Below are 24,101 nucleotides of genomic sequence, written 5' to 3' on the forward strand. Positions count from 1 at the left end.
ATTGCGGAGTGTGACAGGAAAAGGAGTGTTAAAGAATTAGTAGTCAGATTTTTAATCTTGATGATTGACTTAGCCGTACGGCTCATTGTATAATGATTATGGCAAAAAAATGAGTCGTACGGCTTATTTTTGCACTCAATCCATGATGATTTTGCCGTACGGCTAAGGGGTGTATATGAAGATTGCAGATTCAATCTCATTTGGAGAAATGATCAGAAAAAGAAGAAAGCAGATGGGCTATACACAAAAGTATATCTCTGAGTTTACTGGATTCAGCATAAGTTTCCTTTCCGACCTGGAGAATGGAAAAAAAACCATAGAGCTTGATAAAGCGCTCACTGTCGCTAATTTGCTTGGACTTGATGTGGAGCTGAATGAGAGGGGATGAAGCATGCGAGAACTCAAGGTATACGTTGAAATAAATGGACAGATGCAATTTGTGGGAACTATTTATGGCAACACGTATGAAGATGCATGCTTCAAATATGATACTGAGTATTTACATAACTTTGAAGCAGCGCCAATCTCCATATCGTTACCTTTGCAGGATGAAGCCTTTAGCGCCGCAGATACAACAAATTTCTTCGAAGGTCTTTTGCCAGAGGGGTTTTCCAGACGAGCAGTTGCGGATTGGATCAAGGTAGATGAGAAGGACTATCTGACAATACTTGCAGTGCTGGGTAAAGAGTGCCTCGGCGCGATTAAGGTTGTAGAGGGCGATAGTTCTGAGGATGCAGGGTATGAATTACTTTCGGATGCAAGAGTAAAAGAGCTTGCAGCTGAAGGTGCAACGAAATCCACTCAGATTTTGATGGAGACACATCTGTCCTTGACAGGAGCAACGGGTAAAGTGGGTCTTTACTATGATGCTATGGAGGATAAGTGGTATCTGCCCAAAGGAGATGCGTCAAGTACTCACATCGTCAAGCAAAGTCATGTGAGATTGAAACAGATTGTACTAAATGAGCAGTTTTGTATCCTGACAGCAAAAAATCTGGGAATAGAAGTTCCACATAGCTTCATTGTAGACATGAACTCCAACGATGATGAGCTATTATATGCAACTGAGCGATATGACAGGACTTTTTCCAGTAATAGAATGATTGATGGTAAACCTTGTCCATCCAGATTACATCAGGAAGATTTCGCACAGGCACTTGGTATTTCTGCAAAAGATAAATACGAGAATGAACAATTAATGTACATGCAAAAGATGTTTAAACTCGTACGAAATCATTCTTCAAAACCAATTGAAGATCAGCAGGCTCTGCTTCGAATGATAGTATTCAATTATCTTATAGGCAACACAGATTGCCATGTAAAAAACTTCTCTTTACTCTATAGTTCGGACTTAAAGTCAAAAAGGTTGGCTCCTGCATATGACCTGGTTGCAACCAGGGTGTACAAGACCACATCAGATATGTCATTCTACATTGGTGGAGAATTAGATATAGAGAGAATTACAAGAGAGAGCTTTAGCTTGGCGGCTGATGAGATTGGAATGACATCGCGAGTCGTGCTAAACATCTTCGATGATGTGGCAAACAGGCTTGAACATGCAATGGATCTGGCTGCAGACGAACTTGCAAATCTCGGTTTTGAATCAGTGGATTCTTTGAAAAAAGAAATCCTTAAGAGTAAAAAGAGAACAGAATAATGATATAATGACCTAAGGGGGCCTTATGGCACCCTTTTGTTTTTATGCACAAAAAGGAGACGCACATGAACACACGGATTGTTACGATCACTGAACGTGCAATACTGCCCTTTGCAGGTTACCTGTCAGAACAGGAACAAAAAAAGGTGGGCACAAGGGGGTATTTTGCTCTTGGCGCCATTACGGATTTTGATCAGGGAGAGCTGGCATCCGGAGTGCTGACTTTTTTCGTGGAAAAAGACGAGGCTGTTATCTTAGCCCTTGCTGCCTATGACAGAGAAGAGGAGATACTTCATGACCTGCTGATGGAATATGCCAGGGTGTTTAAGAGTGCACACCTGAAGGAAACGGTGATCAGTCTAAAGGACCCCGAGATTTCGGATATTGCAGGCGGATTTTTAAAAGAGGAGAGGATTCCACTAAAGATCAGACGTGATATGACTATTTCGGAAATCCCTGACGACCTTATGGAAAAGAGAGTGTATTCCGACAGTATTGCATTGCTCACGGAGCTTGATCATAACGAGAAAGAAGCCGTATATGAATATCTTGATAAAGAAAAGAAGATGCTATATCCGCTGCTTCCGGATGATGCCATTGCCATGTCGGATAAGAATCTTTCTTATGTGTGGACAGAGGATGGCAGTGTGAAGGCAGTGCTCCTTATAAAGAAGGATGAGGATGGGCTCAGCCCGTTTTTCTACTCTGCTGATGATAGCGAGATTGGTAAGGCAGTTATAGCACAGGCTGCTTCAAAGATAAAAAGCAGTATGCCGGGGGATACCGTTTTACACATATATGAGTTCGACCTGGATCAGGTTAAAAGGAGCAGAATATGGGCGGAAACGAGGAAAGCTTACAGGTAGAAAAACAGAAAAAACAGCAGGTCATTTCAAATGAGATCCAATCGAATGAAGAAATGAATGTTCAACAGGTTGTGGAAAACAACAACCAGATTGCGGTAAATGTCCAGCAGGAAGAGGCCCAACAGAACATAGAAAACCTTGTGGAAGCTGCAATGCCTCAGGAGATTAATGCTGAGGAAAGCAACCAGTTGCAGAGTATGCAGGCTGAGGCCATCAAACGTACCGAGACGGAAAAGAACATGCCCCAGAGTCATGCTTCTATTTCTGAAGCCAAGGCACGGCTTTTGGCTCATGGGAAAACCTTCGGGGACAGCGAAAAGATGAAGCTGGTGAAGAATAAGACCGAAGCGTTGCTTACCATGCTTAATGAAAAGATCGCCACTATTGTTGACGATGATGAGTTTGAAAAGAATCTGGACGAGATACATCAGGGGTATGATGAGCTTATCGTAGCCTGCAAAAAGTATGTCAAAAAAGCGGGGAAGCCCATTTTTCCAAGCGGTGCACAGCGCCTTTTGATCGTGAAGGATATACTGCTTCAGGCAACTTCTGAGCGCAAGATGATCGCAGACTCCGCAAGACGCCTTCGCCGCGCGGGATTCAAGGGAAGTAAGGGGGCTGCGCTCTATTCTTTTTCTGATGTTTTATCACATGTGGCGGTAAATGACGGGGCCATAGAGAACGAGACACTTTCAGATGTTACAGAAGAAAACACCCAAAAGGTTCTTTTATCCCGGTTTGCAACCTGTATCGGTGCAAGGGATCTGTATGAGAAGGCGGATATAAAATCCATGCGACGCGAGGACGGAAGCCTTCATGATGTTGTCAGCATTACGAAGCAAAAAAATGAAAACCTGAATATGCTGGATTCGAACAGGCAGGCCAATACCAGGCGAATCCTTGATGCGATAATTTCAAATAAGTCACAGAAGGAAATGCATGCGCTTTTGGTGGAGATAAAAAATTCGCCAGTAAAGGCGGATCATGATATCTTAAATAACCTTTTATCAACGGATGTAGAAGAGCTTCTGGGATCCTTTGGCAGTCTGTATGATGAAACAAAGGAGAAGGCTTTTAAAAAGTCTCTTTCGATCTTCTACAAAGAGGTCAAGGCGTCGGGACTTTCCAAGAGGATGGAGCTGTATGACCGTACAGGGGAGACCAGTGTTACGGTATCAGAATTCACCTGGCGGGAACGAAGCCAAATGTTGTCTAGTCACGGAAATATGATCTATGAACAGCATCAGGATAGCAATGTTGTCGTACCTGATATCTTTATGGAGCAGACAGGCACGTTAGTTGTCCCACAAGGGAAAATCCATATGATAGATCATTCCAAAAAGGAGCCGCACCGGGTGTCTAAATCCTGGCCGTTTTTGAAGTGGTCAGATAAGAAGGATACCCCATTGTTCCAAAGAGAACCCAGTGTCAATGATATCGCTCAAGGTGCACTTGGGGACTGCTTCTTTATGACGGCTATAGGTAGTGTAGTCCAGGACAATCCAAAAGCCATCAAAGACATGATGAAGGATAATGGAGACGGCACCGTCACAGTACGCTTCTATCAATATGATGATTCAACGGATGAGAAACTGACCCCTGTGTATGTAAAGGTAAAAAAATCAGTTGTAAAGGTTAAGGGTTTTGGGTCTAATTACTTTGCTAGTGGTGGTAACGGGCTTTGGGTACGCATGCTTGAAAAAGCTTTCGTTTGTTCAGGACTTGCGGCAAGTTTAGATGCAAAGGTAAACGAAATAAAAAAACAAGATCGTGATTTATTGAATATGGATTACGATCACTTTCAAAATCTGAAGATACTTGCCTCAGAGGCTACTTTGAATGAAGAGGGGAAGGATAAAAAGAACCTGAAACAGGGAAACTTTGAGATTCTTAACGAAGGAGGATTTACACCACTGGTGATGCCTCTTCTTACCGGAAAATATATGAAAACGTCAGAGCTTGCGAAAGCAAACCTCTATGTGGAAGAAAAGGACAAGCGTGATAAAAAGAAAAAATACTCAGTTAGGCCAGAGTATGATACCAACTTTGAATGCCTGCTTCCTGATGCTCCAGAAATGGAATCCAGTGAGCGTCTCCGCGGTATCATGAAGCGAAATGATGAAAAGAAAAACAAAAAGATAAGTGACAAAAGCCAATGGATCGACAGAGTCAAAGAAAACCGTCCGGCAACTGTGAATGAGAGATATATAGTCCTCTATGAGAATTGCACCGGAAAGACAGTCAAAGAAGAAGATGAGAAAAAAGCCATATTCTTTGGTTATTATATACATGGTTTTTATACATATTATAAGGATCATAAAGAGCTGTCAGATGGCGACAAAAATCCCAGAGAGATTTTCATGAAGCTGATTCGGGCCTATACGGAAGCGTTTATAAAAAAGGACAAAGGAGGCCCGGAGTCGATACAGGAAAGGAGAGAATTTATCGATTCAGAACCCTATCTGGATGCGGTGAAATGGCTGTTAAACGATAGGCGTGACGCTTGGGACGACAAAATGCTTAAGTATAAGCGTGGCACCGGCAAGTACTATGGGCAGGTGAATAAGATCTATGATGACATAAAGAAGGCTCTTGATGACAAGCGAAGAATAACATATGCCGTTGCGAGCGAGAGATTGAAGCTTGCTGGCGGGAATAAAAAAGGTCTGTCAGGAGGCCATGCCTACAATATCACCGGAGTGGCAGAGCGAAAATTCGGCGGAAAGACCTATAAGTTTGTGATCTTGAGAAATCCCTGGGGTACAGCGGGAACGGAGTATTTTTATAATCCAAAGACCAAAAAACTGGATCGAAGAAATAATACCAAGGAAACCGGAGGCTATACCATGGTGGAACTAAGCGAATTTGCCATGTTCGGTGAAGACATGTCCATTGAGGAGAAGGAGGAAAAAGGCAATGACAAGTGAGAATCATAGATTTGTTCGGAAAATGGGTAATGCTCTTCGAATCCGGTTGGTGGATGATAAGAACAGTGAAAACTACGAACGTTTTTTGAAAGAAGGAGCAAAGCTTACTAAGGGTTACGAAGGGGCTGAGACAATTTCTTTTGGCATAGAAAACGAAGGGACTCCTGCAGGGGCCATGAAGCTATTCATCTTGGAGGGCAATGTGATCGTGGGATCAGTTTATGTGGATGAAGAGGAGCGGCTGCAGGGGTGCGGTTCTACCCTTTTGGTCCGTGCCAAGGAGTATGCTCTTGAGAGAGATCTTCGTGTGGTTGCCTGTGAGGTGCCTGCGGATCAGGAAGATCTGTTGCCTTTTTTTGAGAAAAACGGATTTTACCATGATGAGGAAGAAGAATCAGACGGCTTTGCCATGATCTGGGAGGAGGAATTTGAGACAGAAGCAGTTATTCAGGAGAATCGATTCGATGCGCAGCGTCTGGCTGTAAATCTTGATCCCTTGATGACGATCATGGTGCCTAAGCTTATGAGGATAAAGGATTTTTTGGAAGAAGAAGGCTACGATGCCGAAGTGATCACAGGAGAAAAGAACTATATATGGGCAGATCATGGAGATTATGATATTCAGATTTCTTATCTCCCGGATGGTGGTCCACTTCGTGATTTTTATATGATATTCAGTTCTTTTATATCTATGGATGCTACGGAGGATGAGCTTCTTTTAAAAAGCAATGAGATCAATAAAAGTGCTTATTTCTTGACAGCCATTCCGGATGAGGGGGGAATAATGCTTCGTTACACCTTGACGGAGGCAGTGTATCCGGTTACAGAAGAAGCATTCTTTACCACACTTTTGGCTTTTGAAGCTGAATTAAAAAAAGCACTTTTACTGTAAAACTTCGCTAATTTATCAGGAAGTGATAGAAGCAGCTTTGATTGCTGGAAGAGTAAAGGGGTTGAGATGGCTTCAATTCGAGAAAACGTAACTAAGTATATAAAAAAGAAGTATAAAGCCTCTCCGGAGAATCTTTGGAGAAGCTATCCGGACTACGCTGTTTTCAGACATGATGACAATCGCAAGTGGTTTGCTATCATCATGGACGTGGATGCTGATAAGTTGGGGCTTCCTGGGAAAGAGCGTATTGATATCATTGATGTGAAGATCGACGATCTGATGCTCAGGGATATACTCTTGCAGCAGGAGGGCTATCTTCCCGGATATCACATGAACAAGCGGAATTGGATCACCATAATGCTTGATGGAAGTGTGGAGCTGGAGCAGGTCTGTAGAATGATAGATGCAAGTTTCCTGGACACTGCTTCTAAGAAGAAAAAGGATAAATTCAGGCAGCCCAAGGAGTGGATAGTGCCTGCAAATCCCAAGTATTACGATGTTGAGGCAGCGTTCGAGGCAGCTGATGAGATAGATTGGAAGCAGGGAGCCGGAATCATCAAGGGCGATACGGTATTTTTGTATGTTGGAGCGCCGGTATCTGCGATTCTTTACAAATGCAAGGTTACTGAGGTGGATATTCCCTATGATTATGAGGATAAGAATCTAAAGATAACAGCGCTGATGAAGATAAAGCTTTTGAAGCGCTACAAGCGCGATGCATTTACATTTGAGAAGCTCAAGTCGGAATATGGGATCTATGCTGTGCGAGGACCCAGGGGAATTCCAAACAGCCTTAGCGCGGCGCTTTAAAAGGGATATGCCTATGCTATTTAAGAAAAAGAGTGACAAGAAAACATACGACAAAGAGAACCAGCGACCTGTGATCAAGGCAAGCATATGCAATGGGGAGCAGGTAGCAGGTTTTCAGGACATCCATACAGGTGCGTTTGAGGAAGTCATGCTTATTAGAGGAAATGATGATCTTCAAAAGTTCATGAACATGTATGGAATTGAGGGGAAGATAGAGAAGATATACTGATTTTTCTAAAATGTTGATGATGAATTTTGTATTGTAGTTTACAATACTTTTTTAACCAAATTAGCACTCTGGGTTGACGAGTGCTAATTGTGGTGTTATAGTCATTATAGAACAAAGGAACAGAGAAGACCGTTAGGACTTAACTTTTCCTAAGATCTAAACCCTCCGTCCCAATGCTCAATAACAGTTAACCAATTGTTTTTGAAGCAAAGGAGGTATGTATTATGTTAACACCTAGTATTTTTGAAGAGAATTTTATTGATGACCTGTTTGGATTCCCAATGAAGGAGTTCGATGACATGGAGAGGAACATGGGGCGCAAGCTCTATGGAAGAAAAGCGTCAAGGATGATGAAGACCGATATCAGGGAGAAGGATGATAACTACGAAGTAGCTATTGACCTGCCTGGCTTCAAGAAAGAAGAGATAACGGTAGAACTTACTGACGGATATCTGACCATTAACGCAGCCAAAGGCTTTGACAAGGATGAAAACAACAAGAAAGGCAAGCTGATCCGCCAGGAAAGATATGCAGGATCCATGACAAGGAGCTTCTACATCGGAGAGAATGTAGAAAAAGAGGATATCGAGGCAACTTACAGGCATGGAGTACTTACCCTGACAATTCCTAAGAAAGCAATAGAAAATAAGATTCCGGAAAAGAATCTGATAGCCATCGAGGGCTGATCGCATAAGTTACACCGTGATCTCCCGGCACTCATATAGTGCCGGGAGATTTTTTAGTATTGGGAAATGATTAATGATATCATCAAATAAAAGGGTGTAGGTCTGTGAACATCGGAGGGATTCTCATGAAATCAATTCTGATCAAGGACACAACAAAAGAAGAACGTGAACAGATAGTGAAGTCATCGCTTGACTGCGGTGGTGGTTGTGAAAACTGCTCTTCGTGCTGGCTTGGCGGTGGCAGTCCCTGGGACATTTACCAGGACTACATTGATGGCAAAAAAGAGATCCGTGAGATTAATCAGGAGTACATGGAGAAGTACCGCCAGGACAGGCAGATACACTGAGGTATTACTATGGGAATTGCACCAGAGATTTCAGAATCGACAGTTGAAGAGAGAAGAGCATACATTAAGGGAAGATTTCCGTGTATAGCGGACTGTGACATGTGCGGTTTGTGCAAGGGTTTTCACGGAAAAGATGCTGAGACGGCCTATGCTGATTATATCGAAGGGACAAGGACGTTTCTGGAAGTGTCAGAAGATTACAAAAGGGCCTGAGGTGATTGTATGGACAGCAGAATTGAACGAATAAACGCGATGGAGAAGCTCTTTGACAGGGTTCTGCAGACCCAGAGCGCCTTTGAAAAGGCCGTTGAGGAATACAGAGAGCTTCAGGAAGATGTAATATGCTAGAGCGAAATAAAGAGATCATGGAAATGATCAGGGAATAGAGCAAAGGCTGTAGATGACGAAAGACCATGTGGAGGACGGCATGAGGGGGCAAAAGCAAAGAAAGGCAGAGATAAAGCGGGTCGTTCTTGGCAAAACGGATGGTGTATGTGCCAGGTGTGGTAAACCCATCTCTTTTGAGAAGGCTACGATTGAGCATTTCATCCCCAAGTACAGGGGCGGAGCTGATGACGAGAGAAATCTTCTTCCGCTATGCAAGAGCTGCAACAAGCAGAAGGGCTCAAGGATAGTGGCGGCAGAGGAGTATTACCCTTTTCTGAAAAGAGAATTCTGCAAGAACGCTGATGAATACAGGAATGAATGGAAAAGTAATGGACCATGGGGACGGGGTTAATGGACCATTTTAGGATTTTATGAAGAAAATATTTGCTTTTGGTGATTCAAATACATATGGCTTCGATCCACGAATGGGCGGAACGGGTAGATATCCCAGAGATATAAGGTGGACCGGTGTGATTGACCAGATGCCTGAGTACGAGGTGAACAATCAGGGATATAATGGCCTTTCGATTCCGGGCTCGGACAGTGCTGTAGCTTCAATTGGCAGAAGCATCAAGGAGTGGGGCCCGGATATTATCTTCATAATGATTGGTTCAAATGACCTGCTGAATATGTCCCCTGCATCATGCGAGGATGTAGGGATTCGGTTACGACAATTTCTTTTCGCTCTATGCGACTGTGTAGCTGAGTATGTCCAGAACATGGTGATTGTGGCACCACCCAAGATGAGCCTTGGGGCTTGGACTGACCCTGATATAGTCAGGGAGTCACAGAAGTTTGGGGCAGTGTATGGGCCTATAGCAAGTGAAAAAGGGCTGAAATTCTTAAATGCATGCGAGTGGGATCTTCCATTATGTTATGACGGAGTGCATCTTACGGAAGAGGCTCACTTGCGTTTTGCGGAGAAGATCTTGGCTGAAGGAATATAATAAGCCTTGCGTGAAAGAGATGATGAAGACGGAAAAATGGAGACTGAATATCAGCCTCCATATTTTTTTGCAATTTTTTGTAAAAAGTGTTGACTCTGACGTAACGTAATAGTTTAAGCTATAGTTACACGTGAAGGAGAGTAAGCTATGAAGACAGTAAATGAGGTAAGTAAACTGACAGGAGTGAGTATACGCACATTGCAGTATTACGACAAAATAGGACTCTTAAGGCCGGCAGAATACACGGAGTCTGGCTACAGGCTGTATGACGATGCAGCGCTGGAGAAATTGCAGCAGATTTTATTGTTTAAGGAGCTTGAGTTTCCGCTTAAGGATATCAAGGATATTGTAACCAGATCTGATTTTGACAAGAGATTGGCACTTGATCAGCAGATTGAACTTCTTGAATTAAAGAAGGAACATATTGAAAATCTGATCAGTATGTGCCGTGAATTAAAACTGAGAGGAGTGAGAGATTTGGATTTTACAGCATTTGATTCAAGTAAAATAGACGAATACACTAAACGTGCAAAAGAACAGTGGGGTAATACTCCAGAATTTAAGGAATTTGAAGAGAAGAACAAAAAGCGTTCAAAGAGCGAGGAAGAAAGTATGATGACCGATTTCATGAAGCTTTTTGAAGAGTTTGGAGCTATGAAGGATCAAGATCCTGCATCTTTTGAAGTACAGGATCAGGTAAAGAAACTGCAGAGCTTTATCACCGAGCATTTTTACAATTGCACTAATGAGATTCTATCCAGCCTTGGTGAGATGTATGCCGGTGGAGGCGAGTTTACTGAGAACATCGACAAGATGGGTGGTAAAGGAACTGCTGAGTTCGTTTCTCAGACGATCAAGATCTATTGTGGTAAGTAAATGGACCACTTATGTTATAATATTCTGTAGGGGAGCATAGCTCCCCTTTTTTGGCCTGATAAATGGATTATTAGAGGATTTGACCAAGGATGGTGAGCCATGAAGAATTTGTCGAAACTGTTATACATAATATTGGGCATAATTATTGCCATATGCCTCTTTATCCTGTTTTGCGGGATGAACCCTGATGTTAGCAAGGGATTAAAAGAGTGGATTGCTGAAAATGCACCGAAGAAAGAAGCTGCCGCGGAAGAAACGACGAACAATGTGGCCACAGCAGCTACTTCAGAGGTATCTGTCGAACCTGAGCCTGAGGACGAAGAAGATAGCGAGGAAAACTATGAGTACAATTATGACCTGACCTACGACGATTATGTAAATGACTGGGATCCCAGTACAGTGAGCCAGGATACTCAGAATAATCCAGAGTACCAGGACTTTGTCGATGCTTTTTTACATCCCCAGGAGAATACTGACGACGGTAATTATCCTGAGGATAAATCCGACATGCAATCCCCTCAGCCCAAGATTGTAGACATTGAGGATGAGGAAAAGGCTAAAGAGAGAAGTGAAAAGCTGGATTATGGGGATACTGGTGAAGATCTTACGTTTGACCCGCTGTTTTACCCCTATTACCATATGCTGAACAGTCGCGGACAGGCGCTGTACAAGCAGATATACGCCAACGCACTTGCTCAGAAAAAGAAATTTGCGCCGGTATTGTCAGATGCAAATGATAACGAGATATTTAGTGCATTTTGCTGTGTGCTAAATGACCATCCGGAGCTCTTTTGGGTTGATATTTCTTTTTACACTCAGTACGATTATCAGGGAAAAGCCATTGAATTTGACTTTAAGTTCTATAAGAACTTTAATGATATACAGTATGCCAGGATGAGGTTTGATAATATATCTGATAACCTTATTGCTGGGGCGAAGGAGTTGGAAAGTGCCTACGAAAAAGAGCTGTACATACATGATGTGATTGTGGACAAGCTGAATTATCAGCATAATTCCCTTGATCAAAGTGCTTATAGCTCGGTCGTTGACAACTATACTGTATGCGCTGGCTATGCAAGATGTTTCCAGTACCTGATGCAGCGCCTTGAAGTGCCGGCATATAACTGCACTGGCTGGGGCGGCAGGGAGCGCCACGCATGGAACATTGTTTTGCTGGATGATGGGTATCATAATGTTGATTGCACCTGGGATGATTCTGGAGAAAACTACGATTTCTTTAATCTGAGTGATGCGGAAAATAAGCAGCACAGGAGAATGGATTTTTCGGTCTATCTGCCAAAGTGTGTGGAATCAGACCATAAACCCAAGTTTGCAGCAAAGGCAGCCAGCAATCCCTCGGTAACTGTTAATACCAATGGTGATACGGCTTCTGTCACCGTCAATCTTGGCGGTTCAGGGTCAAGCAGGCCCTATCACTATAACGTAGATAGTGATGGAAACGTAATAAGAATAGACGATTGAATATGAAAAGAGTAGTTGGGAGGGGAAAAAGATGTTTCAGGACAGAACTCTTAAGAGTATTTTAGAAGACCCGCTAATTTCAGAGATCTCAAAGGACGCCATTAGCAAGTGGGATTTGTCAAAAGAGGAATTCTATGACTGGACCCTTAAGGATATCGGAGAAAAAGTGGGCTGGCGCAATATGGCTACTGGCTTTGAGAGACTTTTCGATGTCGCATCCCGCAGGCAGTACTACTACAAATTGTACTCAGAGGATGAGAGGGCCAGGGACCCTGAGAAGGAAAACATAAATGTGGTATATCTGCCATCAGATGATGAAAAGGCCGCTGACAAGCCCTTTATCCTGCTTGTTCCCGGGGGCGGATTCGTTAACGTATGGAGCCTTACAGAAGGCTGGCCGGTTGCGGCGCGCTTTAACAAAAAAGGATACAACGTTTTTATCCTGACATACCGTGTCAGCGTTGATCTGGCTGCAGTAAAATCTATGGAGGATGTTGCAAGAGCGCTTCAGCTCATCAGATTCCGCAGCGAAGAATTTGGCGTCGATCCAGACAAGTACATTACCTGCGGATTTTCAGCCGGTGGATATGTAATATGCCTCTGGAATACCGATAAAGGCTACAGGAAGTTTGATCTGCCAAAGCCACAGGCTTGTTTCCCAATATATCCTGTCACATCCTACAGGGTTATTCGCGATACCAAATGGGATATCGGTGAGACAAAAGATGCCTATGCTCAGTCCAGTGTTGGATGCAGCCTGGAAGAGGCCTGCAACAACAGCTTCGAAGTACCGCTCCATGTAGAAGGCTTTCCGCCCACAGCGATCTTTGTAGCGGCAGAGGATGAGCTGGTAGACACAGATCATTCCAAGAACCTTGCCACTGCGCTTGAGGAAGCCGGGATCAAGGTCAGGTTTGAGATGGGAGAGACCGGCGGACATGGATTTGCTGATGGCGATGGAATGAGCATGGAGGGCTGGCCTGAGAGGGCAATTGAGTTTTACGAAAGTCTTTAAATATGTTTTTGGCCGGAGAAGGAGTATAATGATAGTAGATAAATAATTCTTTTTTTGGAGGGCAGGATCATGGAAGTTAAGAATTCAGTTCATGTCACTAAAGAAGATGCAATCTACGATGATCAGGAAAGCGCGGCGCTGTTCACTGATGATGTGAGTGATCAGGAGATAAAGCCCGAGATTTCCAGACAATCAACGGTGGCCTTCACCGAGCGGGAACGTTTGTGGGAGGGCATGAAGTAAAATAGAATATCAATGAAACTAAAGGCGCAGGATGGAGAAGTCCTGCGCCTTTTTTGTGTAGTGTCTATATTTGCGTCTAACAATGTTTCGTGCGGTGATATCTAGATTTCCTAAAAATGGATATTGCAATTTGGGCGAGAATAAGATATAGTGTCCTTGTTACGGAAAACGTTTTCCGAAAGGAGATACCCATGTTTTTAAGTGCAATATATCATCGAATGTCAGAGCAGTACTGCTATCCATTGGATACAGAGCAGCTGATCATCAATATCAAAACAGGATATGACGTAGATAAAGTTTATATATACTATGGTGATCCGTATGATGCCGGAATAATGGGCGGAAATGAGCGCTGGAGCGGGAAGAAGGAAGAAATCTGCTTCAAGAAAAGGCTTAAGGATCACATCTGGTGGACCACCACACTCAGGCCGGAATATAAGAGGTGCAAGTATTATTTCGAACTCCATTCCGGAGAGGAAGTAATGTATTACTTTGAGGATGGCTTCTATACAGAAGAAGAGATGAATACTGAGGGCAAGACCCTCTCGTATTTCATCATGCCCTGGATGAATCCTGCGGATGTCTGCAAAACTCCCGCCTGGGTCAATGATACTGTGTGGTATCAGATCTTTCCCGAGAGGTTCTGTAACGGCGATAAGAGCATAGATCCCGAGGGTGTTATGCCCTGGCAGACCGGAGAAGTGGGATTTCATGATTACTACGGCGGAGATATCAGGGGTATAAGAGACAGACTGCCCTACCTCAGGGATCTTGGTATCACCGGCATTTACCTAAATCCGATATTTGAGGCGCATAGTAATCACAAATACAACACCAGAGATTACAAGAAGGTGGATCCTCAGTTTGGTACCAACGATGACCTTCGCGCACTGGTGGATGAAGCTCACGCCATGGGCATCAGAGTCATGCTGGATGCGGTGTTCAACCATACCGGAATTGACCATCCGATGTGGAAGGACATTGTGGAGAAGGGCCAGGAATCTGAATATGCCGACTGGTATATGATAAACAAGTGGCCGTTGGAGAAGGGCAGAGATACGAGGGATGGAAGGTATTACTCTTTTGCCTTTGCAGAGTACATGCCCAAGCTCAATACCAACAACCCTGCAGTTCAGGACTATCTTCTGGACATCATCAGGTTCTGGATCGAGACCTTTGACATAGATGGACTGCGCTTTGACGTGGGCAATGAGGTTTCACATTCATTCCTCAAGGCTGTGAGATACATGACCTGCCATATTAAGGACGATTTCTATCTTCTGGGCGAGATCTGGCACGATTCGATCTCGTGGCTTCGCGGAGATGAGTATGACTCGGTCATGAATTATCCGCTGACTACGGCTATTTCTGACTTCTGGGTTTACAAGAACAGGGGACGCGAGTCTTTTGAATTCGATATAAACAGATGCTTCACCATGTATTTTGCGCAGGTGAACGATGTTTTGTTCAACCTCCTGGATTCACACGATACCAACAGGCTATTGGATAAAGCCTGTCACAACATAGATATCTTTTACCAGCAGCTTGCGGTGCTGTTTACAATGCCCGGAAGCCCCTGCATTTACTACGGTACCGAGGTCGCCATGGAGGGCTCTTACGACCCGGATTGCAGGCGATGCATGCCCTGGGATGAGATCGATTCCGGTAAAAAAGCTAACGAAATAGCTGAAATGAAGCGCCTCATTGAGATGAGAAAGACCCTTCAGTCCTGCAAAAGCAGGAACTTCCACTTCCCCAACGATATTGAGGAGAAGAGGGTTATCTCTTTTACCAAGATCGGAGAAAATGAGAGCATTCAGGTTTACCTCAACTGCGAGGAAAATGCGGTGAATATCGATATCAGCGGATTTTCCGGCATTGTATATTCCCGTAAATGGAACGATGGTAACCTTGAGCCTAACGGAGTGCTGATACTTAAAAAGTAAAAGATTTTAACTGATATGTAAGTGTTCGAGCTTCCGCATCAAGCGGAGGCTCTTTTTTTTATAATTTTTTAGGAAATATCGAACACTAATCTATATTATAATGGTAATGTGAGAACTATTGATGTTTAAAAAACACGGTGACGAGAGGAGTAGGACTAATGAAAAGAAGACCAACGACGGTAATGCTTTCGCTGGCTATTGCCTTTGTCCTGACGGCGTGTTCTGCGGGCTCGCAGGAGGCTGCGGGAGACAGGATCAAGAAGGAGCTGGATGCTGCACTGAGTAAGGGGTGGGTGGATTCCAATATCTCTGGCTCAGTAAAGGCAGATGTTGAGTACCGTCCCCAGGACGATTTTGCGGCGGCCAAAAATAAAGCCTGGAAGCAGGAGATTGGAGACAGGTACTACGGTGTATTTCAGGATGTTTCCGATGAAGTCCTTAATAAAATGAAAAAAGCCGTTACAGATGAATCAATTCCCGGTGAAGAAGCGGAGGTGCTGAGAAAGTACTATGCGCTTTCATCAGACTGGGATTATAGAAACAGTCAGGGCGTAGAACCTCTAAAGCCCTATATAGCAGATATTGAATCCATAAGCAGCATGGATGAACTGTATGCTTTCTTTGGTGATCTTGAAAGGAATCCGCTGGCGCTGGCACCTATCAGCGTAGATGTAATGGATTCATATCATATTGAACAGTATCCTGATATCAATCTCACATATATCGATGTTCCGAAGCTTTCACTTCAGGCCGACAACGGACAGACTTATTATGACAAACTGAACGCGGCATCGACTCTGGAAATGTACGAAGCAATAGAGAATAAGGTTATGTACATGCTGGAGCAGCTTGGATATACGCAGAAGGATGCGAAAAATACCCTTAAGAACTGCCTTAAGTGGGAGAAAAAGGTTGCATCCTCAACTGTGCCTATGGAGCTGGAAGACCTGGAGGAGGGCACAAAGACCAGGGATGAAGCAGCGAAGATTGCAGGAGATTTCCCGCTAATAGAGCTTTTGGATGCCTGGGGATTTACTGATGCCGAATATATTGTTGTTCCCGAGTTTTATACTAAGAGGCTGAGCAGACTTTGCAATAAGAGATACCTTGAAAAGATCAAAGATTATATGGTAGTCAATTATTGCCTTAACAGTGCGATGTACCTTGACAGAACAACGTTTGAAAAGCTGGACGAATTGTCAAAGTCCAGGAGCTCGCAGCCCATGGATATCGGCCAGTCAGAGCAGCAGAAAGAAGATTCGTTACAGTTTGAATTCTATATAAGTCGTACTGCAATGCTGGGAGCTCTTAATAAAACTTATGTAGAGAACTATTTTGATGACGCAACCACAGCGGAACTTACGGGGCTTACAAAAGACATCATCGATGCATATAACGTTATCTTTGCCGAGGAACCCTGGCTTTCCGACGAGGGTAAGGCAGCATGTCTTGATAAGCTCAATAACATAGGGATACATATAGCGTATCAGAGTTTTGAGGTGCTTGATTACAGTAAGGCTCCGTTCAAATCCAAAGAAGAGGGCGGAAGCTTTTTGGATGCCTATTATGCGATGGAAAGATATCAGATGTATCACACGGCTTTCCTCTCCGGACAGAAATTCAGGAGAGATTACTGGGATCCGATTGCATCTGATGGCTCTACTACTATGACAAACGCATTTTATAATCCGGCTACCAATGGAATATATATCTGTGCCGGAATATGTGAGCCGTGCAGTTATGCACCTGATATGACCTATGAGGAGAAGCTGGCCGGTCTTTGTGCCATAGTCGGACACGAGATAACCCATGGCTTTGACAGAGACGGAGCTCTTTACGACAAGAACGGTTTAAAGAACTCCTGGATGCCCTATAAGGATCAGGTGGCATTTAGCGATCTCAACGACAAGGTTGCTTCATATTATTCAACTTTAACTCCTTACCCGGGATCCGGTTTGTATAATGGCTCAAACCTCACCGGAGAAGCAACAGCAGATATGGGAGGCCTAAAGGCTTGTCTCTATCTGGCATCCAAGGTCCCTGATTTTGATTACGATCTGTTTTTCAGCTCCTATGCAAGAATTTGGAGGGTCAACATTCCGTTGGAGGCAGAAAAGAACTATTTCGCCAGCGACCCTCATCCTCTTGCTTTCTACAGGATAAATGTAGGAGTTCAGCAGTTTGATGAGTTTTACGAAACATACGGAGTTGTAGAAGGCGATAGAATGTACCTTGAGCCGGAAAAAAGGATCAAGGTTTGGTGACAGGGAGGGAATAAAATGAGCGAAGCGGTTATTAAACTTGAAAATGTAAATAAATCCTACGGCAAGCACGAAGTGCTTAAAAATGTAAATATGCAGGTGAACAAGGGTGATATCTACGGCCTTGTAGGCAGGAACGGCGCAGGTAAGACCACGATCTTTAAGATGATCCTGGGCCTGTCCGAGGTAAACTCCGGAAACGTATCAATTGTAGGTTCTACAAACAAGAAGGAGCTTCTAAAGAACAGAAGTAAGATCGGCTTTCTGGTTGGATGCAGATTCTACAATTATCTTAATGCGGAAAATAACCTTAAGTACTTTGCAACTGTAAAGGGCATCCCTAGAAAAGAGCGCAAGCAGGAGATTGCAAGGGTCCTTGAGGTGGTTGGTCTTAAAGGTGTCAAAAAGCCTGTTAAGTCCTTCTCCCTTGGTATGCAGCAGAGACTTGGAATAGCAAATGCTATCCTTGGAAATCCAGATATCCTTATACTGGACGAACCTACAAACGGTCTGGATCCGCAAGGTATTGCCGATATCCGTAACCTGGTAAAAAAGCTCAGGGATGAACATGGCATGACAGTTATCATCTCATCTCACATCCTTGGTGAACTTGAGCACACAGCGGACAGATTCGGAATCGTCAATGAAGGTTATGTGGTAAAAGAGATCACGCAGCAGGATCTTCAGGAGAATCAGCCGGCAGTTGAGATTGCAGTAGATGACATTGAAAAGGCCAAGAAGATACTGGAAGAGAACGGAATCAGGATCATGCGTGAGATCACAGAGAAGTCTTCTCTTGAGGATGTTTATTTCCGACTGATCGGAGGTTCAAATCAATGAATAGACTAATGCGAGCAGATTTAAAAAGAATAATAGCCAAACCGTCGATGTATGTGGTCGTGCTGATACTGGCACTGTTTATTCTCCTTAAGGATGCTGCTGATACATCCGCTGCCCAGATGGAGTTGTACAAGACACTGTTTGGAAACATAGGTCTTATATTCATTAGTATCCCGATCTTTCTTTCAGTTTATTCTGATGAGATAAAGAGCGGGATAATGATAAGCATGATCGGAATGGGAATGGAGCGCAAAAACATAGTGTTCTCCAAACTTAAAGATTCATTTTTCCTGTACTGCGGGACATATCTTATCCTGTATGCCAGTGCAGTAACAAAAGACACTTTAGCAAACCTCCCGGTATCGCCCAAACAGAATGCATTTCTGCTTCTGTATTGCGTATACTGCATCATAAGAGGTCTGGGAATAATGGCGCTTGCATCGCTGTTTCTTTTCCTGACCATGAGCGCAGCCGGAGGCATGCTGGTACTGGTTCTTGCGGGAGCTGTCGGCTCAGGTCTGCTAAAGGCTGTCCAGGACAAATTTAAAGTCCCGATTTATGACATGAGCTATATGGGACTTTTGGATTCGTCCTTTGCTGATTTTCAGGCAGGAAACATCGGATACACGATCATACCGGCACTTTTTTATCTGGCTGTTGTTGTCGCCATAAATATCGCAATATTTGACAGAAGGGAGATGGATCTATGAGAAGACTGCTTGAAGCTGATTTAAAACGTGTACTCGTAAAAATACTCCCCTGGGTACTTCTAGCCGCATGGTTCATATTCGAAGCGATCAGCATTGCAATGAATATTGATAAAAGCCCTGACAGAGACTTCGGTGTGCTGGGTAAGCTTGTGGGACTGCATTCATTTGCAGCGACGATCATTGGATTTGCAGCACTTCTCGGCATATATGCTGATGAGTTCAAATCCATGGTAATGATAGGGGTAATAGGAAGGGGGCTGTCGAGAGATAAATTTGTTTTCGGGAAATTTCTGGACCTTTGTCTTCTTACTATTCTGATGGAGCTGATCACTGTTGCTTATGTTTTTATACTTAAAGCTGTATTTGGAGTGACATTTTTACCCATTGAGTACAGATTCATGTTCGTATTATTTGTTGCCAGCTTTCTCGAGACAATCGCCTATGTTACAATAGCAGCTGTTTTTTATTTCATCTCTGAAAACGCTGCTGTAGGCCTGTTTGCGTATCTCACATTCCAGATCATAATACCTTTATCGCTTGAGCTGATCCTGCAGCTTACCAATCTCGCCAAGTACCATGCGGAAAGGTATTATGTTTCAGGTATGATGTCTGTCGCATGCTCGGACTTTATTATGGGTGATTTCGCCGGCGGTCTTGGATATATGCTCATGATGATACTGGTCTACATTTTCGGAGCACTTGGACTGACTATACTCATTTTCAGAAAAAAAGAGCTTGAATTCTAAGTTTGTTACCGTCGGTATCCTTAACTATATTGAGAAGAAGTAGTTCTACAGGCACAGCAAGTACAGATATGAGCGCAGCAGCTCCTGTACTGATGCTGTGCTTGTTTTTGTTGTTGGAATTGTTATTACTCATGGTATATATCCTTTCTATAAATCAGGTATTGATCACTACTACACCAGCATCTGTCAGTTCTTCAAGTGTCTTTTCAAATATCTTTTCATTCTTAGCGGCTGTACACCTAAGGTTAAGAGTTACCTTGTAACCTGCGCTGACAGCATCCAGGCAGGTTTTCTTTACACAGCTATTGCCATCTACGCCTATTACCTCAAGGTCAGTGATGTTCAGGCTCTTTAGCTCTTTTGCAAAAGAATCATTTGTAAAGGCGCTTGGAAAGCTCTTTTCATAGATGTGATCTGAGACCATGAGGAGGTCTTTGGCCAGGGCGTAGCTATCGTTATCGCCATGGATACCTATGTTACGGACATAGAATACCTGATCACAGTCTGACTTTGCCGCAATAATCCTGGCGTTGATCCTTGATACAAGGCTAGCGTCATAGTAGCTCAGGTATTTTTCTTGGACATCGATTACTAAAAGAGTCTTCATACGGTAATTATAAAATATTTTTTGCCACATTTTCTATTCCACGCTATAAATGATCCTTTGTTGGGGCAAAGTAGGACAGGGCGAAAATCCTTGGCATATTTCTTTTTTTCTTCGAGGTAAAAAGAGGTATTAGTAGAAAATGGTGTAAACTGATATAAGGAGGGCTAAATCATGCTTGTCGGAATCGTTTCAGACACCCACGGGATGCTGCGCCAAGAAGTGAAAGATGGATTAAAAGGCGTGGACATGATCATCCATGCTGGTGACATAGACTGTCAGTCTGTGCTGGATCAGCTCAAAGAGATTTCATCTTCCCTGACTGTCGTCAGGGGCAATGCTGACAAGGAGTGGGCTGAGCATATTCCTCAGACTGCTAGGCTGGAAATTCTTGGAAACAAGATCTTTGTCATCCATAACAAAGGAAAGATTTCTGAAGATGTCGTTGATACCGACATCATAATCTACGGACACAGCCATAAGTATTCTAACGTGGAAAAAGATGGGCAGATCTGGTTCAACCCTGGCTGTTGTGGGAAAAGAAGACCAGACCAGGAAATTACTTTTGCTATTCTTGAAATTCGAGGCAAAGGAGATTTTGAGTTCAGGAAAATGGTCGTTGGAAACGACCAAAAAGAAACAAAACTTCCCAAGGACATCGACAAGATAATCTCAAAAGCTATGAAGCTCACTGATAAGGGAAAGAGCTTTGAAGAGATTGCAAAGGCATGTAAGATATCAGAGGAATTAGCAGAGAGCATCTGCCGGATGTACCTGACTCATCCCGGAGTTGATGTGGCAGGAATACTGCAAAGAATTTCTTAATGTATAAACGGAGATTTATTCATGATAAAGCTGAATGATTATTTTCATTTAGACAAACAAGCTACAAAAGGTAGCATGAGTTTATCCGGAAAGTTGGAAGCTATTGTAGGTAATTATTTTGTTAGTGGCGAAGGTAATCCGGACGAAACAATCTATACGATTTATTACGATCCTACAATTGACAGCTATTATGATTCTGTTGAACTTGTCGACAAGAACCTGATTGGTTATGTGACTTCAGACTATGAATATGCTTTTATCAAAAAGTCAGTCCTTGAGAAATTTAAAAGGGATACTGAGGAATATAACATGACGATTATCCCTGTTGATGATCTTGACGGCCAGGAACTGTCAATAAATGATGAGTGCAGTCTTCCGGACTGTGTTTCAGCAGTGACATGGATCAGGGATGATTTTCTGTATGATAAGGATATTGAGTTTGACTATGATGCGTTTGAAAAGATAGATAGTGGAATGAAGTATCTTAATCCGGATCATTTTTCGGTCAAGGAGCTTATCAGGGCAATTCATTAACCGGATGAATCAAAGGATATTATGAAATGACAGAGCTTTTAGAGAAACTAAAAAAGATCGACCACGAGATTGAAGGAGAAGAGTTTACCCAGTATGGGGCAACGTACTTCTTTGCTTTTGATGTCCTTGAAGGTGCTGCTGATGATCTTTCTATTCTTGAGAAGTACTTTATGGAGCTAGAACTTTCTCCTCCGCTTAATAAGATAAGCCTAATGGAGATAGACGATCCGCAAGGGAATATGAATAAGATTGCTACTCAATTTCATTTTGCACCGGAACCCTCACAGCTCCTTTGTGAGATTGCAAAAAATGAGGGAGGATATTATAAGGTGTGTGAGGATGGTGATTGTCTATCCAGAGGGAATCTTATGGATATCTTCCGTATAATTAAGGATGGAAAAGACATGATCGTCCTGTGGTTTTACTTATGTGATTAAGAAGAGTTATCAATATGGATTTGGAAGGGAATAACATGTACGCGAAAGAAGCAGGTTTTAGAAGACTTTATAAACATTTTTGTGTTATCAAAGCTCTTGAAAGTGATTTAGACAAATTAAGGGATCTGACCGGAGAAAGGATCCCTGAGTATTTTCTTGCGTTCGGATTCATAGATAAAGAACAGGGGCTGATGTTTGAAGTGATTGCTTGTGCTGAGAAGATCCTTGAAGGATTCCGTTTTGCCAAAACAAGAGCAGACATCAGGATCCCCATATGCTACAGGGACCTTATGGACAGGGAAGTATTTCTTCTTGAGGACCACATTCTTCACGAGCAGTATAAAGAAAAAGTGGCTATATTAAAGACCTATGATGTTTCAGATGACGTAGAGGAGACAAGGAGACTGTCCCTGATAGATGACTGCAGGGACACATTCCATCCGGATGATATACTGGTCTATTTCCTGAAAGAAGGATTGGAAGCAGAAGGTTGCTGGGTAAGAGCGAAGAGAGTTGGCGAAAAGAACATCGTTGGGACGCTCATAAATGACCCCAACCAGTATTTTGGAGTGCGAAAAGGTGATGATATTGAGTTCAGGCTATCCGAAACAGATGATAAGAAACTCGTATGTGTAAAGAGATTCTGATGCAAACTGCAATTAACCACGTTGATTGAGGAAAAAAATCTCTATTTACAAAGCAGAACACGTGTTCTATCATTGTTTTTAGAGGATATTGTAATGAGTAAGATCAACAGTAACGTGGATGTCATATGCCAGCATAATGCAGATGGAACCATTATGCCCATGCGATTCAGACTGATGAATGAAGATGGGATTTATGAGACATATACGATAAAAGGATACAGGCAGATTCTAAGAAAGGATGTTTATACTACACCGGATGGAGTATTAACTGACCGGCGTGAGGATGTTTTTGAATGTAGAGTTCTGGTGCTGGATGTGTACCACACAGTCAGGCTGTATTTTAACAAAATTACCTGTAAATGGAGAGTTGCTATTTGAGGGTTCAAGTCCCGTACGTTCCATCATTTAAAATAGATACTTTAATATGAAAGACTAACCAAGTAGTTTCATAAGCTACAAGGAGGGATTTTGAGGATTTTTGTATTTATGATGTAGCTGGTTAAGAATGATATGGATTTTAAGAATGGTAAGGGCTCTAAAGCATGACGCTTTGGGGCTCTTTTATTGTGCGCAAAAAGAACTGATTTGCGAGCCGTATGTTTACTGGTGTTATGAAGGTTAAATATTTATTTGGACTGCGAACGCAGATGTGTAGCAGGATTACGTTGTGGCGAATGTTGGACACATAAAGATTTAGGATTAAGCTATCAAACACAGAGGAAAACAGAGGAAAAGCAAAGGAAACAAAGGAGGTGCTGTAAAACATGATGTTTATGATGATTATATTTTCGCCAGTACTGTTTGTGCTATGGTGCGTTGTAAAAACTATAGATATAATGGTCCGTTTTATTAGCTTTAGCAGATATTTTGTAAGCTGAACTTGGTCACTTATTATCATTTTTTTGCCACAATTTCTTTTCCCCCGTATAAAGAATTGTAAACAAAAACAACAGATAATTCTGAAGGGAGATAAATATTATGGCAAAGTTAATCGCAAAGGTATTCATTATCATGACATTGGTATTCGAGGGAATCGTAATCCTTGGGATGAGCACATTCATTCCTGTATTCGCAACAATCTGCACAGTAGCAGCAATAGCAGCAGTTATCTACCAGATGATCAAGAGAGTTGGTACACCAGTTTCTAATAAGGCTGTAGCTGCTTGAAATACTTGAACTTATTCCAT

The 24,101-nt window shown here is 42.8% G+C and carries 30 protein-coding genes; 28 read left to right on the forward strand and 2 right to left on the reverse strand.

Annotated features, from left to right (window positions below; translation table 11 throughout):
• The first annotated feature begins 175 nt into the window (after positions 1-175).
• The 22 genes from J6I68_RS01055 (at position 176) to J6I68_RS01160 (ending at position 19,867) form a co-directional block, all read left to right on the forward strand.
• Entirely contained in the window at positions 176-388 is a 213-nt protein-coding gene (locus J6I68_RS01055; protein WP_292216493.1) for a helix-turn-helix domain-containing protein, read from the forward strand.
• Between the two features lie 3 nt (positions 389-391).
• The gene (locus tag J6I68_RS01060) at positions 392-1,657 is read left to right on the forward strand and encodes a HipA domain-containing protein (RefSeq protein WP_292216494.1); all 1,266 of its coding nucleotides are present in this window, start codon (positions 392-394) and stop codon (positions 1,655-1,657) included.
• 65 nt (positions 1,658-1,722) lie between these two features.
• Positions 1,723-2,523 carry a hypothetical protein gene (locus J6I68_RS01065; protein WP_292216496.1) on the forward strand — a complete coding sequence of 267 codons (801 nt, stop codon included), beginning with the start codon at positions 1,723-1,725 and terminating at the stop codon, positions 2,521-2,523.
• Complete coding sequence (locus tag J6I68_RS01070) at positions 2,493-5,450, forward strand: C2 family cysteine protease (protein WP_292216498.1); 2,958 nt, start codon at positions 2,493-2,495, stop codon at positions 5,448-5,450. Before J6I68_RS01065 ends, J6I68_RS01070 begins: the two co-directional genes overlap by 31 nt.
• A complete protein-coding gene (locus J6I68_RS01075; RefSeq protein ID WP_292216500.1) occupies positions 5,440-6,342 on the forward strand; it encodes a GNAT family N-acetyltransferase in 903 nt (300 codons plus the stop codon). The genes J6I68_RS01070 and J6I68_RS01075 overlap by 11 nt, the downstream gene beginning before the upstream one ends.
• Positions 6,343-6,408: 66 nt before the next feature.
• Positions 6,409-7,152 (forward strand): MmcQ/YjbR family DNA-binding protein, encoded by a 744-nt coding sequence (locus J6I68_RS01080; protein ID WP_292216502.1) that lies wholly within the window; start codon positions 6,409-6,411, stop codon positions 7,150-7,152.
• Between the two features lie 13 nt (positions 7,153-7,165).
• The gene (locus tag J6I68_RS01085; RefSeq protein WP_292216504.1) at positions 7,166-7,381 is read left to right on the forward strand and encodes an aspartate dehydrogenase; all 216 of its coding nucleotides are present in this window, start codon (positions 7,166-7,168) and stop codon (positions 7,379-7,381) included.
• A 224-nt stretch (positions 7,382-7,605) separates the two neighbouring features.
• Positions 7,606-8,067 carry an Hsp20/alpha crystallin family protein gene (locus tag J6I68_RS01090; RefSeq protein ID WP_292216506.1) on the forward strand — a complete coding sequence of 154 codons (462 nt, stop codon included), beginning with the start codon at positions 7,606-7,608 and terminating at the stop codon, positions 8,065-8,067.
• 125 nt (positions 8,068-8,192) lie between these two features.
• On the forward strand, positions 8,193-8,414 hold the full coding sequence (locus J6I68_RS01095; RefSeq protein WP_292216508.1) for a hypothetical protein: 222 nt from the start codon (positions 8,193-8,195) through the stop codon (positions 8,412-8,414).
• Positions 8,415-8,423: 9 nt separating this feature from the next.
• On the forward strand, positions 8,424-8,627 hold the full coding sequence (locus J6I68_RS01100; RefSeq protein ID WP_292216510.1) for a hypothetical protein: 204 nt from the start codon (positions 8,424-8,426) through the stop codon (positions 8,625-8,627).
• A 9-nt stretch (positions 8,628-8,636) separates the two neighbouring features.
• The gene (locus J6I68_RS01105; protein ID WP_292216512.1) at positions 8,637-8,762 is read left to right on the forward strand and encodes a hypothetical protein; all 126 of its coding nucleotides are present in this window, start codon (positions 8,637-8,639) and stop codon (positions 8,760-8,762) included.
• A 79-nt stretch (positions 8,763-8,841) separates the two neighbouring features.
• Positions 8,842-9,153, forward strand: a complete 312-nt coding sequence (locus J6I68_RS01110; protein ID WP_292216514.1) for an HNH endonuclease — start codon at positions 8,842-8,844, stop codon at positions 9,151-9,153.
• A gap of 19 nt (positions 9,154-9,172) precedes the next feature.
• On the forward strand, positions 9,173-9,748 hold the full coding sequence (locus J6I68_RS01115; protein WP_292216516.1) for an SGNH/GDSL hydrolase family protein: 576 nt from the start codon (positions 9,173-9,175) through the stop codon (positions 9,746-9,748).
• Positions 9,749-9,895: 147 nt separating this feature from the next.
• A complete protein-coding gene (locus J6I68_RS01120) occupies positions 9,896-10,624 on the forward strand; it encodes a MerR family transcriptional regulator (RefSeq protein WP_292216518.1) in 729 nt (242 codons plus the stop codon).
• Positions 10,625-10,723: 99 nt separating this feature from the next.
• Positions 10,724-12,106 (forward strand): transglutaminase domain-containing protein, encoded by a 1,383-nt coding sequence (locus J6I68_RS01125; protein WP_292216520.1) that lies wholly within the window; start codon positions 10,724-10,726, stop codon positions 12,104-12,106.
• Positions 12,107-12,137: 31 nt separating this feature from the next.
• The gene (locus J6I68_RS01130) at positions 12,138-13,121 is read left to right on the forward strand and encodes an alpha/beta hydrolase (protein ID WP_292216522.1); all 984 of its coding nucleotides are present in this window, start codon (positions 12,138-12,140) and stop codon (positions 13,119-13,121) included.
• Between the two features lie 69 nt (positions 13,122-13,190).
• On the forward strand, positions 13,191-13,364 hold the full coding sequence (locus J6I68_RS01135; RefSeq protein ID WP_292216524.1) for a hypothetical protein: 174 nt from the start codon (positions 13,191-13,193) through the stop codon (positions 13,362-13,364).
• 191 nt (positions 13,365-13,555) lie between these two features.
• A complete protein-coding gene (locus tag J6I68_RS01140) occupies positions 13,556-15,310 on the forward strand; it encodes a glycoside hydrolase family 13 protein (protein ID WP_292216526.1) in 1,755 nt (584 codons plus the stop codon).
• 158 nt (positions 15,311-15,468) lie between these two features.
• Positions 15,469-17,574: a M13 family metallopeptidase gene (locus J6I68_RS01145; protein ID WP_292216528.1), complete on the forward strand. Its 2,106-nt coding sequence runs from the start codon at positions 15,469-15,471 to the stop codon at positions 17,572-17,574.
• 15 nt (positions 17,575-17,589) lie between these two features.
• Positions 17,590-18,411 carry an ABC transporter ATP-binding protein gene (locus J6I68_RS01150; protein WP_292216530.1) on the forward strand — a complete coding sequence of 274 codons (822 nt, stop codon included), beginning with the start codon at positions 17,590-17,592 and terminating at the stop codon, positions 18,409-18,411.
• Positions 18,408-19,121 carry a hypothetical protein gene (locus tag J6I68_RS01155; RefSeq protein WP_292216532.1) on the forward strand — a complete coding sequence of 238 codons (714 nt, stop codon included), beginning with the start codon at positions 18,408-18,410 and terminating at the stop codon, positions 19,119-19,121. Before J6I68_RS01150 ends, J6I68_RS01155 begins: the two co-directional genes overlap by 4 nt.
• Positions 19,118-19,867, forward strand: a complete 750-nt coding sequence (locus J6I68_RS01160; protein ID WP_292216534.1) for a hypothetical protein — start codon at positions 19,118-19,120, stop codon at positions 19,865-19,867. Before J6I68_RS01155 ends, J6I68_RS01160 begins: the two co-directional genes overlap by 4 nt.
• Here the strand turns inward: J6I68_RS01160 and J6I68_RS01165 are convergent.
• Both J6I68_RS01165 and J6I68_RS01170 read right to left on the reverse strand, forming a co-directional pair.
• On the reverse strand, positions 19,842-20,000 hold the full coding sequence (locus J6I68_RS01165) for a hypothetical protein (RefSeq protein ID WP_292216536.1): 159 nt from the start codon (positions 19,998-20,000) through the stop codon (positions 19,842-19,844). The genes J6I68_RS01160 and J6I68_RS01165 overlap by 26 nt on opposite strands.
• Before the next feature lie 21 nt (positions 20,001-20,021).
• Positions 20,022-20,504: a cysteine hydrolase family protein gene (locus J6I68_RS01170; RefSeq protein WP_292216538.1), complete on the reverse strand. Its 483-nt coding sequence runs from the start codon at positions 20,502-20,504 to the stop codon at positions 20,022-20,024.
• A 141-nt stretch (positions 20,505-20,645) separates the two neighbouring features.
• On the opposite strand from J6I68_RS01170, the gene J6I68_RS01175 reads away from it, so the two are divergent.
• The 6 genes from J6I68_RS01175 (at position 20,646) to J6I68_RS01200 (ending at position 24,081) form a co-directional block, all read left to right on the forward strand.
• The gene (locus tag J6I68_RS01175; protein WP_292216540.1) at positions 20,646-21,296 is read left to right on the forward strand and encodes a metallophosphoesterase family protein; all 651 of its coding nucleotides are present in this window, start codon (positions 20,646-20,648) and stop codon (positions 21,294-21,296) included.
• A gap of 21 nt (positions 21,297-21,317) precedes the next feature.
• Positions 21,318-21,830: a transposase gene (locus tag J6I68_RS01180; RefSeq protein WP_292216542.1), complete on the forward strand. Its 513-nt coding sequence runs from the start codon at positions 21,318-21,320 to the stop codon at positions 21,828-21,830.
• A gap of 26 nt (positions 21,831-21,856) precedes the next feature.
• Positions 21,857-22,267, forward strand: coding sequence for a hypothetical protein (locus J6I68_RS01185; RefSeq protein ID WP_292216543.1), 411 nt, complete (start codon positions 21,857-21,859; stop codon positions 22,265-22,267).
• 35 nt (positions 22,268-22,302) lie between these two features.
• A complete protein-coding gene (locus J6I68_RS01190) occupies positions 22,303-22,914 on the forward strand; it encodes a DUF2314 domain-containing protein (protein WP_292216545.1) in 612 nt (203 codons plus the stop codon).
• A 93-nt stretch (positions 22,915-23,007) separates the two neighbouring features.
• Complete coding sequence (locus J6I68_RS01195) at positions 23,008-23,292, forward strand: hypothetical protein (protein ID WP_292216547.1); 285 nt, start codon at positions 23,008-23,010, stop codon at positions 23,290-23,292.
• A gap of 600 nt (positions 23,293-23,892) precedes the next feature.
• Complete coding sequence (locus J6I68_RS01200) at positions 23,893-24,081, forward strand: hypothetical protein (RefSeq protein WP_292216549.1); 189 nt, start codon at positions 23,893-23,895, stop codon at positions 24,079-24,081.
• Positions 24,082-24,101 lie beyond the last annotated feature (20 nt).

Source organism: Butyrivibrio sp. (genome assembly GCF_017940685.1).
In the GTDB taxonomy this organism is placed as follows: Bacteria; Bacillota; Clostridia; order Lachnospirales; family Lachnospiraceae; genus Butyrivibrio.

Bases quoted from the DNA above. Each gene is read 5' to 3' on its own strand.
- J6I68_RS01055 (WP_292216493.1), top strand. From the start codon at position 176: ATGAAGATTGCAGATTCAATCTCATTTGGAGAAATGATCAGAAAAAGA.
- J6I68_RS01060 (WP_292216494.1), top strand. From the start codon at position 392: ATGCGAGAACTCAAGGTATACGTTGAAATAAATGGACAGATGCAATTT.
- J6I68_RS01065 (WP_292216496.1), top strand. From the start codon at position 1,723: ATGAACACACGGATTGTTACGATCACTGAACGTGCAATACTGCCCTTT.
- J6I68_RS01070 (WP_292216498.1), top strand. From the start codon at position 2,493: ATGGGCGGAAACGAGGAAAGCTTACAGGTAGAAAAACAGAAAAAACAG.
- J6I68_RS01075 (WP_292216500.1), top strand. From the start codon at position 5,440: ATGACAAGTGAGAATCATAGATTTGTTCGGAAAATGGGTAATGCTCTT.
- J6I68_RS01080 (WP_292216502.1), top strand. From the start codon at position 6,409: ATGGCTTCAATTCGAGAAAACGTAACTAAGTATATAAAAAAGAAGTAT.
- J6I68_RS01085 (WP_292216504.1), top strand. From the start codon at position 7,166: ATGCTATTTAAGAAAAAGAGTGACAAGAAAACATACGACAAAGAGAAC.
- J6I68_RS01090 (WP_292216506.1), top strand. From the start codon at position 7,606: ATGTTAACACCTAGTATTTTTGAAGAGAATTTTATTGATGACCTGTTT.
- J6I68_RS01095 (WP_292216508.1), top strand. From the start codon at position 8,193: ATGAAATCAATTCTGATCAAGGACACAACAAAAGAAGAACGTGAACAG.
- J6I68_RS01100 (WP_292216510.1), top strand. From the start codon at position 8,424: ATGGGAATTGCACCAGAGATTTCAGAATCGACAGTTGAAGAGAGAAGA.
- J6I68_RS01105 (WP_292216512.1), top strand. From the start codon at position 8,637: ATGGACAGCAGAATTGAACGAATAAACGCGATGGAGAAGCTCTTTGAC.
- J6I68_RS01110 (WP_292216514.1), top strand. From the start codon at position 8,842: ATGAGGGGGCAAAAGCAAAGAAAGGCAGAGATAAAGCGGGTCGTTCTT.
- J6I68_RS01115 (WP_292216516.1), top strand. From the start codon at position 9,173: ATGAAGAAAATATTTGCTTTTGGTGATTCAAATACATATGGCTTCGAT.
- J6I68_RS01120 (WP_292216518.1), top strand. From the start codon at position 9,896: ATGAAGACAGTAAATGAGGTAAGTAAACTGACAGGAGTGAGTATACGC.
- J6I68_RS01125 (WP_292216520.1), top strand. From the start codon at position 10,724: ATGAAGAATTTGTCGAAACTGTTATACATAATATTGGGCATAATTATT.
- J6I68_RS01130 (WP_292216522.1), top strand. From the start codon at position 12,138: ATGTTTCAGGACAGAACTCTTAAGAGTATTTTAGAAGACCCGCTAATT.
- J6I68_RS01135 (WP_292216524.1), top strand. From the start codon at position 13,191: ATGGAAGTTAAGAATTCAGTTCATGTCACTAAAGAAGATGCAATCTAC.
- J6I68_RS01140 (WP_292216526.1), top strand. From the start codon at position 13,556: ATGTTTTTAAGTGCAATATATCATCGAATGTCAGAGCAGTACTGCTAT.
- J6I68_RS01145 (WP_292216528.1), top strand. From the start codon at position 15,469: ATGAAAAGAAGACCAACGACGGTAATGCTTTCGCTGGCTATTGCCTTT.
- J6I68_RS01150 (WP_292216530.1), top strand. From the start codon at position 17,590: ATGAGCGAAGCGGTTATTAAACTTGAAAATGTAAATAAATCCTACGGC.
- J6I68_RS01155 (WP_292216532.1), top strand. From the start codon at position 18,408: ATGAATAGACTAATGCGAGCAGATTTAAAAAGAATAATAGCCAAACCG.
- J6I68_RS01160 (WP_292216534.1), top strand. From the start codon at position 19,118: ATGAGAAGACTGCTTGAAGCTGATTTAAAACGTGTACTCGTAAAAATA.
- J6I68_RS01165 (WP_292216536.1), bottom strand. From the start codon at position 20,000: ATGAGTAATAACAATTCCAACAACAAAAACAAGCACAGCATCAGTACA.
- J6I68_RS01170 (WP_292216538.1), bottom strand. From the start codon at position 20,504: ATGTGGCAAAAAATATTTTATAATTACCGTATGAAGACTCTTTTAGTA.
- J6I68_RS01175 (WP_292216540.1), top strand. From the start codon at position 20,646: ATGCTTGTCGGAATCGTTTCAGACACCCACGGGATGCTGCGCCAAGAA.
- J6I68_RS01180 (WP_292216542.1), top strand. From the start codon at position 21,318: ATGATAAAGCTGAATGATTATTTTCATTTAGACAAACAAGCTACAAAA.
- J6I68_RS01185 (WP_292216543.1), top strand. From the start codon at position 21,857: ATGACAGAGCTTTTAGAGAAACTAAAAAAGATCGACCACGAGATTGAA.
- J6I68_RS01190 (WP_292216545.1), top strand. From the start codon at position 22,303: ATGTACGCGAAAGAAGCAGGTTTTAGAAGACTTTATAAACATTTTTGT.
- J6I68_RS01195 (WP_292216547.1), top strand. From the start codon at position 23,008: ATGAGTAAGATCAACAGTAACGTGGATGTCATATGCCAGCATAATGCA.
- J6I68_RS01200 (WP_292216549.1), top strand. From the start codon at position 23,893: ATGGCAAAGTTAATCGCAAAGGTATTCATTATCATGACATTGGTATTC.